Origin of the sequence: Rhodococcus sp. 11-3 (assembly GCF_023704055.1) — a bacterium.
GTDB lineage: Bacteria > Actinomycetota > Actinomycetes > Mycobacteriales > Mycobacteriaceae > Rhodococcus > Rhodococcus aetherivorans.
Genome location: NZ_CP080406.1, coordinates 5357285 through 5371959, shown reverse-complemented (window position 1 = coordinate 5371959; position 14675 = coordinate 5357285). Strand labels below are relative to the sequence as shown.

The window sequence follows — 14675 nt, the reverse complement described above, 5'->3', positions numbered from 1 at the left end:
GCGAGCGGACGGTTCACCGGGATCACCCGTCGCCGGTCGGGCCCCGCAGGCTCGCGGGGGCCCAGCACGGCCCGTCCGGTGGCGGGGTGTGCTCGTAGCCGGGGTAGCAGGGCAGTATCTCCGGCGCGGGCGCCGGCGCGGGCGCGGGTGCCGGCGGTGCCGGGGCTGGTGCGGGGGGTGAGCCGGCCGGAAGGCAGGGTCCGTCCGGTAGCGGGGTGTGCTCGTAGCCGGGGTAGCAGGGCAGTACCTGTGGCGCGGGCGCCGGCGGTGCCGGGGCTGGTGCGGGGGGTGAGCCGGCCGGAAGACAGGGTCCGTCCGGTGGCGGGGTGTGCTCGTAGCCGGGGTAGCAGGGCAGTACCTGCGGCGCGGGCGCGGGCGCCGGCGGTGGCGGTGCCGGTGCAGGTGGCGGTGCCGGTGCAGGTGGCGATTGCGGTGCGGATCGGGGTGTGGGTGCCGGTGGGGCCGCATCCCGAAGCGGAGGAGCCTCGGCGGCCGGAGCTTCCGTCCGAGGTGTCGCTGGTTCCGACGGCACCTCGTCCGCACCTGTCGGGGTGGTCGGTGGCGACGGTGTCGGCGCGGCCGGCCGCGCCGCGATCGGGAGCGGAGCGGGGTCGGCGCCCTCGGACGAGGGCGATATCGCGCCGAGTGCCATGCTGCCGACGACGAAAACGGCGATGATCGCCGCCAGCGCGAGGCCTGCGACCAGGATGCGCCGGCTCCAGTCGACCGGAACGATCGCGGTCGAGGCCCTGTGGGCGGGTCGCTGCGATGTTGCCGCGGTGCGCGCGGCAGCGGCCAGCTCGCCCACCGATCCGTAACGCCGCGCGGGTTCGGCTGCCGTTCCGCGGGCGATCACGTCGACCATACCGGCGGGCAGGGTCGAGAGCACCGACGACGATTGCGGTGGCAACGTCGGTCCGCTCGACGACTGGAAGAGTCGGCCGGTGAGGCATTCGTACAGCACGGTGGTCAGGCCGTAGACGCCCGACGCCGCGCCGGGATGCGGGGGGAACCCCACATCGGTGAGGCAGATCAGCCCGTCGTCCTGCACGAGGACGTTCGCCGACGTCACCTCCTGCTCGACCAGTCCGGCCGCGTGCACGGCCTCGAGGGCCGACGCCAGCTGCTCGACGACGTCGACCGCGCGCGGCACCTCCATTGCGCCGGTGGCCCGGAGCATCGCCTGCAGGCTCGTGCCCTGGACGATCGTCGTTGCGAGGAAGAGTCGGCTGCCGATCTGCCCGAAGTCGTGGATCGGGACCACATGCGGGTTCCGGATGCGCGCTGCGATCTCGGCTTCCCGTTCGAAACGAGCGCGGTAGTCGTCGTCCTCGGTCGCCTCCGGCGGCAGCGCCCGCACGGCGACGTGCCGATGCGTGATCGTGTCGAACGCGGCCCACACCTCGCCGGTCGCATCCACCGACAGTGGACGGTCCAGGCGATACCTGCCGAACAGGGCACCAACTTGCATATGTCACTCTCCGCCCCTGGAAATTGCCGCGGTTGCGGAACTGTGCGCCGGGGAGGGGAGGGTCGACCGCCTCCTCCACCGGCAGTCTATGCGGCGGATCCGGATGGTGTCGCGCTCGGCTGGGAACCGCCCACCTACGCTGCTACTTTCGATCGGGCGGGCAGCGAGATTCCTCGCGGATACGCGCATCCGCGGAAGCGGGCCCCGGGATGCTCGGAGATTCCGTACGGGGACCTCAGGCGGCCGGCTGCTTCGCTGTCGGGACCGCTGCCCGGGAGAAGCGCATGGCGCCGTCCTCGAGCCCGCCGCGGCGCATCATCACCAGGTCACGGACGTAGTTCTGGAACAGTCGCCACGGAGCCGCGGGGCCCTGCTTGGGGAGCGAATCGATGCTGCGCAGTACGTACCCGGACGCCAGATCGACCAGCGGTGACGCGGCCGTCGTGGAGGCGGGAGCGGTCGGGGTGCAGTAGGCGTACCCGCGCGCGTCCATATGCCGCAGCAGGCGGCACACGTATCCGGCGACGAGGTCGGCCTTCAATGTCCAGGACGCGTTGGTGTATCCCACGGTGAACGCCAGGTTGGGGACACCGGAGAGCATCATCCCCTTGTACGCCAGCGTCTTTCCCATCTCCACGTCGCGACCGTCGACGCGTACGGCCATCCCGCCGAGCAGGAGCAGGTTCAGCCCCGTCGCGGTGACGACCACGTCGGCCTCGAGTTCCTGACCCGAGGCGAGCCGGATTCCGTTCTCCGTGAACGTGCCGATCGTGTCGGTCACGACCGTCGCCCGGCCCTCGCGCAGGGCTTTGAACAGGTCGCCGTCGGGAACGAAACACACCCGCTGGTCCCACGGGTCGTACCGCGGCCGGAAATGGACATCCACCTCGTAGTCCGCGGGCAGGTGGCTCAGCACGCCCTTGCGCAGCAGCCTCTTGACCAGAGCCGGCCGGCGCCGGCTCAACTGGAAGAAGGCCATGCTGCCCAGCACGTTGGCCCAGCGGACGATCGGATAGGCGATCTTCGACGGCACCCGGCCGAGCAGCGCACCGGCGACGGGGTCGATCGAAGGCCGTGACATGACGTAGCTCGGGGAGCGCTGCAGCATCGTCACGTGTGCGGCCGACTCCGCGAGCGCCGGGACGAGGGTCACCGCGGTGGCGCCGCTGCCGATGACGACAACGCGCTTGCCGGTGCAGTCCAGGTCCTCGGGCCAGTGCTGCGGATGCACGAGCGTGCCGGTGAACCGTTCGACGCCGGGCAGTTCGGGGGTGAATCCCTCGTCGTAGCGGTAGTAGCCCGAGTTGACGAACAGGAAGCCGCACGTGAGACGAATGCGCTCGCCGGTGTCGGTGCGCTCGGCCGTCACGGTCCAGCGGGCCTCGGGCGTGGACCACTCGGCGCGGACCACACGATGGTGGAACCGGACCTTCTCGTCGATGCCGCGGGTCCGCGCGGTGCGACGGACGTAGTCGCGGATGGACGGGCCGTCGGCGAAGGTTTCTGGTTCGGTCCAGGGCTGGAACGAGTACCCCAGGGTGAACATGTCGGAGTCGGAGCGGATGCCCGGGTAGCGGAACAGGTCCCAGGTGCCTCCGATGGCGTCGCGCGCCTCGAGGACGGTGTAGCTCTTGTCCGGGCATTCGTCCTGCAGATGGCAGGCCGCGCCGATCCCGGAGAGTCCGGCGCCGACGATCAGGACGTCGACGTGCTCGTCGTGCATCGCGCTTCTCCGTTCCCCGAGGTCTCGGCGACCGAGGTAGGTGACGCAGAACACTATCAACGGGCGGGCGATCGGCCAACGGCCTCGGCGCGGACAGCACACGCCCGCGCACGACGCACCGCACACGGCCGTCCGGAAGGTGTGAAGTCAGCGGCGGCGCCGCAGCGCCCCCTGCAACGCTGCGGTGCCACCGATGCCTGCTGCCAGCACGAACAGCAGCAGGACGACATTGGCGGTCACGGCTGCACCCGCCGTGCCGCGGTCCGGAGGTCGCACCCGCGGTGTGCCGCCTCGAATGCCGGACCGAAGGTGTCGAAGCACGCGATCCGGTCCTCGAATCCCGCGTCCCGTACCGCGCGCCGCACCGCCGCACCGCCGGCGACGGTGATGTTCGCGCCCCGCTCGCGGAGCAGCGACTCGGCCCGCTCGAGCAGTGCCGCGGTGTCGCACTCGACGGCGGTGACCTGCAACAGGTCCAGTACCACGCCTCGACCCCGCACGACGGCCTCGCGCAGGAACGAGTGCAGCACCGGCGCGGCGCCCTCGTCGACGCTCCCTGACACCTGCACCACGACGGGACCGCCCGGCGGTTCGTCGACGTCGATGCAGACCCGGGTCCCGTCGCCGGAGAAGTCGTCGAACAGCGCGGTGTCGAGCAGCGACGACGAATACCGGTGCGGTGCGTCCAGGATGGAGCGCAGATAGACCATGGCTGTTCCTCAGATGATTCCGACTGCTGGAGCAGCGCCCGGTCGGGGGACAGGGGAGCGCAGCAATCGCCTCCACGAGACGAGAACCGGCTGCTTCTCAACCTTGTTCGCAACAGTAACGTCTCGGCCCTGTGCCCGGCGGCCGAATCTGTGAAATTTCCGTGAAGATCCCGGGAGTCCCTTCAGCGCGCTCCGGAGCGCGTGGACCGCACCGCCTGCCGCGGTTCCGGCACGCACCGCTCATAGGTGCGCACGGCGTCGGCGGCGGACCGGTCCCACGAGTAGCGGGTGCTCGCCCGGTCGTGGCCGGCGAGACCGAAGGCGGTGCGCTGGACGTCGTCGGTGAGCAGGCCGTGCAGGGCCGCAGCGACGGCCTCGGATGCGTGCGGGGGCACCAGCGTGCCCGTCACCCCGTCGACGACTGTGTCGAGCAGGCTGCCGACGGCGGTCGCGACGACGGGCCGCCCGCAGGCCATCGCCTCCAGCGGCACGATGCCGAGCGGTTCGTACCAGGGAGTGCACACCACGACGTCCGCCGACCGCAGCAGCGCGGGCATGTCCTCCCGGGGCACGGGCCCGGTCATCCGCACCCGGTCCCGCACGTCGTGCTGTTCGGCGACGGCGCGCAGGCGGGCGGCCTCGGCATCGTCGGCGAGGTCGCCGTCCACCGGTCCGCCGGCGATCACCAGTTCCGTGTCGGGGAGCAGGGCCAGGGACCGGATCGCGACGTCGAAGCCCATGCGCGGCACGAGCGGGCCCACGGTGACGATTCGGTGCCCGGCCCCGCGCGCTCGATGCTCGGGGCCGGTGGGCGTGAAGAGCTCGAGGTTCACGCCGCAGGGCACGACGGACGTGCGGGTGCGGGGCAGACCCAGCGTGGCGAGCTCGAACACCTCGTCCGAGCAGGTGGCGGCCACCCGGCTCGCGCCCAGGGCCAGGAGCCGCTCGACGCGGATCCGGCTCGACGAGCCGGAGTCTGCACTGCCCTGGTGCCGGCGCTCGACCACGCCCAGGGTGTGGAAGGTCTGCACCGTGGGCACCCGGGCGTTGCGGGCGGCGAGCTGGGTCGCGATGCCCGACATCCAGAAGTGGGCGTGGGCGACGTCGGGCCGGTCCTTCGTCCATGCGCGTTCGAGGAAGGTGCCGAACTCGCCCATCCGCGGGAGGAGCTCGTCCGCCGGCAGGCGGGTGGGTGGCCCGGCGGGGACGTGGACCACCTCGTACCCCTCCTCGGTCCGGGCTCGTTCGGGAAGATCGGGGTCGTCGCGACGGGTGTAGACGGTGACGTCGTGTCCCGCCCGTACCAGCGCCGCCGACAGTTCGGCGACGTGCACGTCCCGGCCGCCGGAGTCTGCGTCGCCCGGGGCCGCCAGGAGGCGTGCGTGCTCGGACACCATCGCAATCTTCATGGCCCTTCCCTCCTGCGGGTTGCCGCGCTCGTCACCTCGTCGATCAGCGCGTACCGCCCGCAGCGGCCCCGCGCCCACGGCCCGCCGTCGAGGAGGGACGGCAACGGGTCCTGGGACCCCTGAACGTGTGAGGGCGTCCACGAGCCGTGGATCTGCCACGGAAGCACGTTCGGTGGGTGCGCCATGGGCACAGGGTTACCGATTCTGCGGCGGGTAAAACCGAGGAGGCGGAATCGTCTCGGACGCACGCGTGCCTCGATCCGGCGGACGGGATCGTCGCACTGCCGGGGGAGCGTCTCGAGTTTGATCGGCGGCTGTGCGGGTAGCGCCCTCGGCCTGACGCGCACAGCCAGGATCCGGGAGCCGTGGAACACACGCACGGGGCAGGCGCACGTCCCACGGCCCGGCGAGCCGTGACCGACCCGGTCGACATGCAAGCTGGCGAAGACCGACCGGTACCCCTCATGGCACCGGATGTCGCGGTGTACCGCGTTCCGCGGGAACGGGTTACCGGTCGAAGTCGGTACCGCTCTCGAGGACGCCGACGACCGCCTTGGCCCGAGCGATCCACTCTCGTACCCGCGTCCCGGACACCCGGCGAGGAAGTTGCGCCAATCGCAGCGTGAGCGTGTAGTCACCTTTTCGGTCGCGAACCGGTAGTACGACCGAACCGAGGTCGTACGTTTCCGCACCGTCGAGGTCGTGCAACCGGTAGTCGACCGTCGACCTTACGACGCATTCCCGGATGCTCCGTTCCTGTGCCGGTGTCAGCCTTCCGCTCTCGTACCGGCGGGTGGCGGCGCGCATCTCCTCGTATGCGGCACCGCCCTCCCGGGGCAGGAACGACAGCAGGAACCCGTGTTCGCGGACGAAGTCGAGACGGTCCCGGTAGAGCTGTCTGCCGGACTCCTCGACGCCGCGAGCCTTGGCGATCCACCGCTCCTGATCCTCGGGAGGCAGATCGAAGACGAGTGAATCGCCGATGGGTGGCACGATCGGAACTCGCTGCGCCAGTCCGTTCTCCGGGTCGATTCCGGGAGCCGACGCGGAGAGAACGGTCGCCATCTCGTCATGGCCGACGGCCGTGTAGAGCGTGACTTCGCAACCTATTTCGTTCGCGAGGTCCCTCACGGCCGGCCGCGCGCAGTCCGCATCCTGAATCGCCGACAGAATCCGGTGCTCCATCCGGGCCATCAGCGACGTGCCGACGAAACTTCCGTAACCGCCCTGAAAGAAGATCAGCGGGGCCACCGGGTTGGTGACGGCCATGTCCGCCACAGCGCACAGGACGATCCAATGGTCGCCCGCCTCCACCGTGTCGGTGATGCGGGTGTCGATCCACGCCACCGATTCCGCCAGTACGGGGTCCCCCGACGGGGACGGGAACCAGTCGATCCCGTCGAACTTGTTCTCCCAGCGTCGTGCGACGGTGGCGACCAGTTCCTCCTGCTCGCCGCCGACGATGTTGACGCACAGCGAAGTACACTCCCGCATCTTGGCGAATGTCCTCGACGTCTTCATCGGCATGAAGGAGACGAGGGGCGGATCGAGAGACACCGAACCGAAGGTTCCGACCACCAGGGCGAGCAGTTCCCCGTCGTCCGCGCGGCCGGTCACGACAGCCACACCGGTCGGGTAGTGCCCCATCACTTCCCGGAAGAGCCCCTGGTCGACCGGGGTCGCGAAACCTGTCATGGAGGTCCTCCTGATCTCGGGGACGGTGGGATGGTGCCGGCATGCATCGAGATGCCGGGTTCAGTGCTTGACGTACTTGGACTGCAGTTTCCGGCCGAGGCTCTCGGGCCGCAGGAAGAGGATGCAGAGGAGACCGCCGACGAGAAGGATGATGCCGGTGATGGTGAATGCCTGGTGCACACCGATCGCCATGTTCGTCGCCATTTCGGTGGTCAGTTCGCTTCCTGCAGCGGGAGAGACGTAACCGGCGCGGGCCATCAGCCAGCCCACGAGCGTGGGGGAGACGATGGCACCGATCGACGCCACGCCGCCGAGCGTGGCCATGAGAATCGGTCGCTGCTTGGCGCCGACGGCATAGGCGATCGCAGAGGCGGTCATCGGGTACGCGAGGCTGCAGCCCGCGGCGAGGCACAGGAGGGCGACGGCCAGCACACCGGAGGTCGCCTGGACCAGGATGAAGCAGACTCCGGCCACCAGAGCCGCGATGCCGAACGGGACAGCGATCGCGCGATGCGCGTTGTGGCCGCGCTTCATCAACCGGTGGCCGAGGAAACCGAGCAGCAGCAACACGGCGGCTCCGAGGATCCAGGGAAAGGTGGTGACGGTGCCGACCTGAGGAAGCGACAGGCCGACGACGGTGCCGAGGTACTGGGGCAACCATGTCGTGACGAACCCCTGGACCCAGAAGTTCGAGGCGCCGCCGATCACCGCGGCGAGGAAGGTCATGCTGAGCAGGGCACGCCATACGACGACAGGCTTCTGTTCGTCCACATCGTTCGTGGCCACCTCGTCGGCGGCATCGGCCGGCTTCCGATCGGCGGTGCGGGCGGCGGTGCGGGCGGCGGCGGGGTTCTGCTTGCCGTGCCCGGCAAACGGTCCGTCACCGGCGATCAGGAGCCAGGCGACGACCCACACGAGCCCGACGATGCCGAGGACGCCGAAGGCCCAGCGCCATCCCCAGGCGACGATGACCCAGGCGAGGGCAGGCGCGGCGATGACCGGGCCCAGCGTCGAGCCGGCGGCCACCAGGTTGGACGGCAGGGCGCGACGGCGCGGTTCGAACCACGAATGGGCCGCGGTGAGGGACATCGCCGTGGCGGGACCTTCCGCGCCGCCCAGGACGATGCGGGTCACCAGCAGCACCGCGGCACCGCCACCGAGGAGCATCGGGAACTGCATGACCGCCCAGACGACGCCCATGGTGAGGATGATCCACTTGACCGAGAACCTGGCGGCGAGGAAACCCGTGACCACGGAGACCACCGCGTAGAGGAAGAAGAACGCGCTGCCGATGAAACCGAACTGTACGGCGGAGATTCCGAGATCGGGCATGGCCTTCGAGGCCACCAGGCCGAGTACGGCCTTGTCGGCGAAGGCCACGATCTGGAAGAGGACGAGCAGAGCCGTGATTATCCACGCCTTGCGGTTCATCCTGTGGAAGTCGATCCTCTTCTCCCCGGGTTCCGGGGAGACAGAGACTTCGGGCGCCACGGTCGAAGCCATGAGCAGCCACCTTTCCTAGCGAGCTGCGGATGCGGAATCCGCCAGCGGGTCGACAGTGGTTCAGAAGCTATTTCCATGCGTCCTTACTGCGGTAGGAGGGAAACCTTTACTGTCGGCCCTCGGCTTGTTCGCCCAGAATGGAGGAGTCGAGACCGGAGGAGGAGTATGAGCACGCGCGCGTCGGAGCTGTCTCTGCGGGAGCAGGTCGGGGTCGTCCGGACCGGGTCGGTGCCGGCCGAGGACCTCGCCACGCAGGTCAGACGAGCGATCGAGCTGCGCGAACCGGAACTCGACGCCTGGGTGTGCCTGTCGTCGACGATTGCGGCAGAGGCTCGTGCCGTCGACCGGGACCCCGGCTCTGCGCCTCTGGCCGGTGTGTCCGCCGGAGTCAAGGACCTCATCGACGTAGCCGGGATGCCCACGCGTGCCGGCTCCGCAGTCACCTCCCCGGATGCCGTCGGCACCGATGCTGCCTGCGTGACTCGTCTGCGTTCCCTCGGTGCGATCGTCCAGGGCAAGACCGTGACGACCGAGTTCGGCTACTTCACCCCCGGCCCCACCCGCAATCCCCACGCCCTCGATCACACCCCCGGCGGGTCCTCCAGTGGATCGGCTGCGGCCGTCGCGGCGGGGACCGTGCCCCTCGCGCTCGGCACCCAGACGGCGGGTTCGCTGACCCGGCCGGCCTCGTACTGCGGAGCCGCCGGCATGGTCCTCGCCCACGGCACCACGGACATGTCCGGCATCACCGGTCTGAGCGAGTCACTGGACTCGCTGGGCCTGCTCACCCGGTCCGTGGCCGATCTTCGCTTCGTGCACAACGCATTCACCGGTCGCGAGCGCTCCGATGCCCGGGCTCCGGAGCCGGTTGCTCGGGGCCTGGTCTGGAACGCCGGTGCTCTCCACCCCCTGGAGCCGCCCATGGCGGCGTTGCTGGAACATGTGCCCGCCCTGCTGGAAGAGATCGGAGTGAAGGCCGAACCGCTCGACTGGGACGATCATGTTCAGACCTTGGCCGAGGACCACGTCACCGTCATGTCGTACGAAGCCGCCCGGGCACGGGCACACGAGTTCGACGAACACGCGCAGGCACTGAGCGCGCCGATCCGAGACCTCCTGGAGAACGGTCGCAGAACCCCCGGGGCCGAGTATTCCGCGGCCCTGACCCGTCGGGACCGCTCTCGTGAACTGCTGGACGAGATTCTGGACTCCGCTCCGATCATCGTCGGCCCTGCAGCGCTGGGTCCGGCCCCGCTCGGCCTGTCCGCGACCGGGTCGCCGATCCTCAGCCGGCCGTGGCAGCTGCTCGGTCTACCGGTCGTGGTCGTGCCGGGTGCCCGTACCCCCGCGGGACTGCCGCTGGGCCTGCAGATCGTCGGGCTGCCGGGGCACGAGGACCGGTTGCTCGACGTGGGCGAGAAGCTCGAGGCCCTCCTACGTGAACTGCCCGTGATTGCCGTCTGAGCCGCCCGCTCGCTCGGCTCGGTGACATTACTCGCTCGGCTCGGTGACAATACTCGCTCGGCTCGGTGAAAGGATCAGCCATGCTCGAACCCCGCCCCACCAACCACCACCGGATGTTCCTCACCTGCTACGAGGACACGTTCGACCGCGGCTGGCACCACGTCGATCTGTTCGTCCACGACGAGTACGGCCGTGAGGTCAACTGGGTCCACTGGACGGTGGAGGCCGACGGCCCCGAGGCGGCCGACGAGTCGGTCCGCAGGGAAGAACCACTCCTGCGGCGGACCACCGCCTGGCGGCACCAGGTGAGCGCGGCGGGAATGAACTACTGGACCGCCGATGCCGGCTGGGACGACGCCGCGGCGGACGTCGCCTGAGCAGGTGGTTCCCACCGCGGGGCGGACGGGGACAATGTCGGGAGCCAGGGATACGCCCTGGCCCCCGAATCCGGAGGTGAAGAGCCATGGCGGAGAGTGCGGACGACCTCCGAGCCGAGACGACGGTGTACGTGGTCGACGACGATCTCGAACTGTGCGAATCCGTCGACTGGTTGCTGGAGAGCATCGGGATCAGACCGGTGATCTGCCACAGCGGTGAGCAGTTCCTGAACGCCTACGACGGGAGCCGGCCGGCCTGCATCGTCCTCGACGTGCGCATGCCCCGCATGAGTGGGACACGGTTGCAGGAGAAGCTCAACGAGTTCGCGCCGCACGTGGCGATCATCTTCGTCTCCGCCCACGGCGACATCCGGATGTCCGTCTCCACCCTGAAGGCGGGGGCGCTGGACTTCCTCGAGAAGCCCTACGATCCGCAACGGCTGCTGGACGCCGTGCAGGCCGGGGTGGAGAAGGCCCGGCTCCGCTTTACCGACCATGTCGTGCGGGAATCGGTCCGGAACAAGGTCTCGTCCCTCACGCCGCGCGAGCGTCAGATCCTGGCCCTGGTGGTCGAAGGCCTACCCAGCCAGAACATCGCCCGGAAACTCGGCATGAGCGTGAAGACCGTCGACGTCCATCGTGCTCGCATCAAGAGCAAGACGGACGCCGACAGCATCAGCACCCTCGTGCGGGACGTCCTTCGGTACGGGGTGGACGTGCCGGTCGAGGATCAGTAGTCGAGGATCAGTAGTAGTCCAGCACCAGGCGCTCGCCCGCTGCCCGGGACACGCAGACTGCCATGATCTCGCCGGATTCCTTCTCGGACTGCGTGAGAACGTTGTCCCGGTGGATCGGAGTCCCTGCCAGCACCTGCATGATGCAGGTACCGCAGATGCCCTCCTGGCAGGACGTGTCCACGTCGCAGCCGTTCTCCTGAAGCACCTCGACGATGCTCCGGTCGGCCGGGACCTGATAGGTCTCCCCCTCCAGTTCCACCTCGAACGCGGAGTTCTCGGAGGCGTCCGGCTGTTCCGCCGCGTGGAAGTTCTCGAGGTGGATCGACCCGGCCGGGACGTGCCGGCCGGCGAGCGCAACGACCTTGGTCATGAACCCGTCGGGTCCGCACGTGTAGACGTGGGCGCCGGGATCCATTCCCGCAAAGGTGGTTCCGAGGATCTCGTCCTGGTCCTCCCGGGCCACCCCCAGATGGGCACGGAGCTTCTCCGGGCAGCGGTCACGCAGCAGCGGAAGGAAGGCGGCTTCCTTCTCGCTGCGCGCGAAGTAGTGCAGTTCGAAGCTGATGCCGTGGACGTCCATGTAGCGCGCCAGGCTCAGCATCGGGGTGATGCCGATGCCGGCGGCGACCAGGACGTGGTGCGTGGCGTCCGTCGCGATGCTCAGCAGGTTCCGCGGGGAGCTGATCCGGAGAACGTCGCCCACCCCCACTTCGTGGAGGGCGGCCGAGCCGCCGCGGGAGTTCTCCTCGCGCTTCACCGCGAAGGCGAACGAATCCTGCGCATCGGGCGTGCTGAACAGCGAGTACTGGCGGGTGATCGACGTGGGTCCGACGACATCGATGTGCGCGCCCGGCAGATACGTACCCAGTGGCGACCCGTCGGTCTTCGCCAGCCTGAACGATCTGACGGTGGGTGATTCCTGAATGATCTCGGCGACGGTGACGTCGATGAGTGCCATGTCCGTTCTCCTCGTGAATTTCTCCGGACGGAAAACGCCGACCGGGGCCCTCCCGGACGGGAGGACTCCGCTCAGCGGAGGTACAGCCCGCCGTTGACGTCCCAGCAGGCACCTGTGACGAAGTAGGCGTCGTCCGAGGTGAGCAGCCCGACCATGTCCGCCACGAACGACGGACTTCCCAAGCGGCCCACCGGAATCCCGGCGACGATGCCCGCGAGCCTGTCCGGGGGCACCGTGGCCCGCACGACCGGGAGGTCGTGCGGCCCGGGAGAGATCGCGTTCACGGTCACTCCCCGGCCGGCCAGCTCGCGCGCGAAGACCTTGGTGGTGGTCAGGATCGCTCCCTTGGAGGCCGCGTAGTGGCCACCGGTTGCCGTCCCTCCGTTCTGGCCGGCAAGTGAGGCCATGTTGACGATCCGTCCGAAGCCCTGGTCGGCCATGGCCGCGCCGAACACCTGGCAACCGAAGAAGATGCTGTTCACGTTCGTCGTGAGCACACTCGTGAAGTCCGCCTCCGCCAGGTTCATCAGATCCGCTGCCTGCGTGACGGCAGCATTGTTGACGACGATCGTGGGGATGCCCCAGATCTGCCGGGATGTCGCCAGGGCCTCCTCGAATCCGACCTTGCGACTGACGTCGAGCTCGAGACCGCGTGCGGTCGATCCGTCGGGGGACAACTCCGCCGCGAGGGCTTCGACACCGGCCGTGTCGATGTCGGCGAGCAGAACCCTTCTACCGTCGGCGTGGAGTTTCCGGGCAATGGCGGCACCCATACCTCCGGCCGCGCCGGTGACAACGGCGATACCCGGCCCGGTGCCGGTGGACTGAGAGATCACATCGGCCTCCTACAGCAGGTAACCCGAGGCGCTGACCGCGTCCTCGCTGTCGATGAGCCGCACGACCTTGAGTGAGATTCTGTCCCCGTCCGCTCCGAGAACGATCCGGTGGGTCAGCTCGGCGCCGAGCGTCGTGAATTCGTTGCGCTTGAACGCATTGAGGATCTGGGCCGATCGGAGAGTGACCGAGGTGTCGGTGATTTCCTCCACGGTGAACCGCGAGACGATCCGCACGGTCCGGGCCGCGGCCACCGCGGAGGGCGAGTAGCCCTGCATCATCCGCTCGACGCGCAGGTGCCGCATGCGCTTGTCGTCGTAGACCATGTTCAGGCCCGCGGCGAAGTCGTCGGTGTCCGGATCGATGGGAATCACGTAATGTGCGTCGTCCGTGTACATCTGCTCCCAGGCTCGATAGTCCTTGGCATCGAGGACCTGAGCTTCCTTCCAGACGAGTTCGATGGCCCGGAGGGTACGGGAGTCCGTCAGGGTCGGCATCGGTACGACCTCAGTCATTGCTCATCATCTTCTTCCACATCGCGTAGGCTTCCCGCATCCCCGTCTCGTCGGTGACATGAGAGGTGGGCCAACCTTCTTCGGTCGTGTACTCGCGTCCCTCGCCGCGGTTGACGAGGATCGGCATGTTCGGATTGCCGCCGGCCCCGATCTGCACCCGGATCCAACCCTCGGCGTCGTCGGGGCTACCGAAACCGAACGGCCCCTGGAAGTGCTCGTGGATCCTCAGTCGCTCGCGGTTGACGCTCTCGGGCCCGCCGTCCATGCCGAGGGCCATGTGCCAGATCTCGGTCTCGTCGACGGAGAGAGGGATCAGGACCCGGAAGAACGACGACGACATCGCGACGTTCGGGAAGGTGTTGAGGTTGAACCCGCAACCGTGCATGGAACGCATATAGCGACGGATCCGTTCGGGGCTTTCTCCCGCGGCGGCGAGTTCGTCGACCAGATGCTGGAAGCGGGGCTGGATCTCCTCCGTTCCGTCGTCCACATCGAGATCCGCGTGGGCCGCGGCCATGATCGCGACGCTGTGCCCGTTGCCGAGGGCGTGGGTCTCGGCCGCGGGGTCGTCCATGAACGACATCATGTCCGCCGTCTCGGCGTCGACCGAGGCCATCCACGACTTGTGCACCATCGGGAAGTGGTACCCGTCCGTGGTGTTCTCGAGCTGGATCTTCCAGTTCCCCTTGAACCGGAACTTGTGAACGCCGAGCACCTTGGTCGGAAATCCGTTGCTCTGCTTGAAGAAGCGTTCCATCCAGATCTTGGCGTCGCCGAGGAAGTCCTCGAGCGGCTCGGCGTCCTGGTCGAAGGTTGCCCAGATCATCCCCAGGTAGCTCTCGGTGCGCAGCGTCTGGAGCGGGAAGTCCTTCTTGTCCACGACGCCCTCGTAACCGTCCGGGTAGGGGATGCCGCGAAGACGTCCGTCGAGTGCGTAGGACCAGTTGTGGTACGGGCACGTGAAGCCGTTGGCCTTGCCGCTGCGCTGGTCGCACACCGTCGCCCCCCGATGCCGGCACCGGTTCAGCAGGGTGTTGAAGTTGCCCTTGCGATCCCGGGTCACGATGACCGGCTGGTCTCCGACCTGGGTGGTCTTGAACGAACCCGCCTCCGGGATCTCGCTCTCGTGTGCCACCCACACCCAGGTCTTGTAGAAGATCTTCTTCATCTCCTCCTGGAAGATGTCCGGATCGGTGTACAGCCGGCCCGCGACCCGGTCGTTCGCGACGAGGTCCGCGTAGGTGCGTGCGGTGGGTTCTTCTGTCGTCGTCATGTGATT

13 protein-coding genes are annotated in these 14675 nt (G+C 68.5%); 3 read left to right on the top strand and 10 right to left on the bottom strand.

Annotation, left to right across the window (positions count from 1 at the left end; all coding sequences use genetic code 11):
- Positions 1 to 22 precede the first annotated feature (22 nt).
- The 6 genes from KZJ41_RS24750 to KZJ41_RS24725 all read right to left on the bottom strand — a co-directional run bounded on the left by KZJ41_RS24750 (position 23) and on the right by KZJ41_RS24725 (position 8511).
- The gene (locus KZJ41_RS24750) at positions 23 to 1471 is read right to left on the bottom strand and encodes a serine/threonine-protein kinase (protein WP_251549778.1); all 1449 of its coding nucleotides are present in this window, start codon (positions 1469 to 1471) and stop codon (positions 23 to 25) included.
- A gap of 235 nt (positions 1472 to 1706) precedes the next feature.
- The gene (locus KZJ41_RS24745) at positions 1707 to 3194 is read right to left on the bottom strand and encodes an NAD(P)/FAD-dependent oxidoreductase (RefSeq protein WP_029546298.1); all 1488 of its coding nucleotides are present in this window, start codon (positions 3192 to 3194) and stop codon (positions 1707 to 1709) included.
- Positions 3195 to 3430: 236 nt separating this feature from the next.
- Entirely contained in the window at positions 3431 to 3904 is a 474-nt protein-coding gene (locus KZJ41_RS24740) for an STAS domain-containing protein (RefSeq protein WP_006931741.1), read from the bottom strand.
- Between the two features lie 182 nt (positions 3905 to 4086).
- Positions 4087 to 5313, bottom strand: coding sequence for a glycosyltransferase (locus KZJ41_RS24735; protein WP_102799345.1), 1227 nt, complete (start codon positions 5311 to 5313; stop codon positions 4087 to 4089).
- 507 nt (positions 5314 to 5820) lie between these two features.
- The gene (locus tag KZJ41_RS24730) at positions 5821 to 7008 is read right to left on the bottom strand and encodes a flavin reductase family protein (protein ID WP_043802798.1); all 1188 of its coding nucleotides are present in this window, start codon (positions 7006 to 7008) and stop codon (positions 5821 to 5823) included.
- Between the two features lie 60 nt (positions 7009 to 7068).
- Positions 7069 to 8511 (bottom strand): MFS transporter, encoded by a 1443-nt coding sequence (locus KZJ41_RS24725; protein ID WP_102799346.1) that lies wholly within the window; start codon positions 8509 to 8511, stop codon positions 7069 to 7071.
- Between the two features lie 165 nt (positions 8512 to 8676).
- Here KZJ41_RS24725 and KZJ41_RS24720 point away from each other — a divergent pair, with 165 nt between their 5' ends.
- The 3 genes from KZJ41_RS24720 (at position 8677) to KZJ41_RS24710 (ending at position 11089) form a co-directional block, all read left to right on the top strand.
- Complete coding sequence (locus KZJ41_RS24720) at positions 8677 to 9975, top strand: amidase (protein ID WP_102799347.1); 1299 nt, start codon at positions 8677 to 8679, stop codon at positions 9973 to 9975.
- 80 nt (positions 9976 to 10055) lie between these two features.
- Entirely contained in the window at positions 10056 to 10352 is a 297-nt protein-coding gene (locus tag KZJ41_RS24715) for a hypothetical protein (RefSeq protein WP_006931784.1), read from the top strand.
- Positions 10353 to 10438: 86 nt separating this feature from the next.
- The gene (locus tag KZJ41_RS24710) at positions 10439 to 11089 is read left to right on the top strand and encodes a response regulator transcription factor (RefSeq protein WP_006931786.1); all 651 of its coding nucleotides are present in this window, start codon (positions 10439 to 10441) and stop codon (positions 11087 to 11089) included.
- A 7-nt stretch (positions 11090 to 11096) separates the two neighbouring features.
- Here the strand turns inward: KZJ41_RS24710 and KZJ41_RS24705 are convergent, their stop codons facing one another.
- From KZJ41_RS24705 to KZJ41_RS24690, 4 genes are all read right to left on the bottom strand, one after another.
- Positions 11097 to 12047 (bottom strand): PDR/VanB family oxidoreductase, encoded by a 951-nt coding sequence (locus tag KZJ41_RS24705; protein WP_006931788.1) that lies wholly within the window; start codon positions 12045 to 12047, stop codon positions 11097 to 11099.
- A 71-nt stretch (positions 12048 to 12118) separates the two neighbouring features.
- Positions 12119 to 12883 carry an SDR family NAD(P)-dependent oxidoreductase gene (locus KZJ41_RS24700; protein WP_102799349.1) on the bottom strand — a complete coding sequence of 255 codons (765 nt, stop codon included), beginning with the start codon at positions 12881 to 12883 and terminating at the stop codon, positions 12119 to 12121.
- 9 nt (positions 12884 to 12892) lie between these two features.
- A complete protein-coding gene (locus KZJ41_RS24695; protein ID WP_029546282.1) occupies positions 12893 to 13396 on the bottom strand; it encodes an aromatic-ring-hydroxylating dioxygenase subunit beta in 504 nt (167 codons plus the stop codon).
- The gene (locus tag KZJ41_RS24690) at positions 13389 to 14669 is read right to left on the bottom strand and encodes a Rieske 2Fe-2S domain-containing protein (RefSeq protein ID WP_006931795.1); all 1281 of its coding nucleotides are present in this window, start codon (positions 14667 to 14669) and stop codon (positions 13389 to 13391) included. Before KZJ41_RS24690 ends, KZJ41_RS24695 begins: the two co-directional genes overlap by 8 nt.
- Positions 14670 to 14675: the final 6 nt, after the last annotated feature.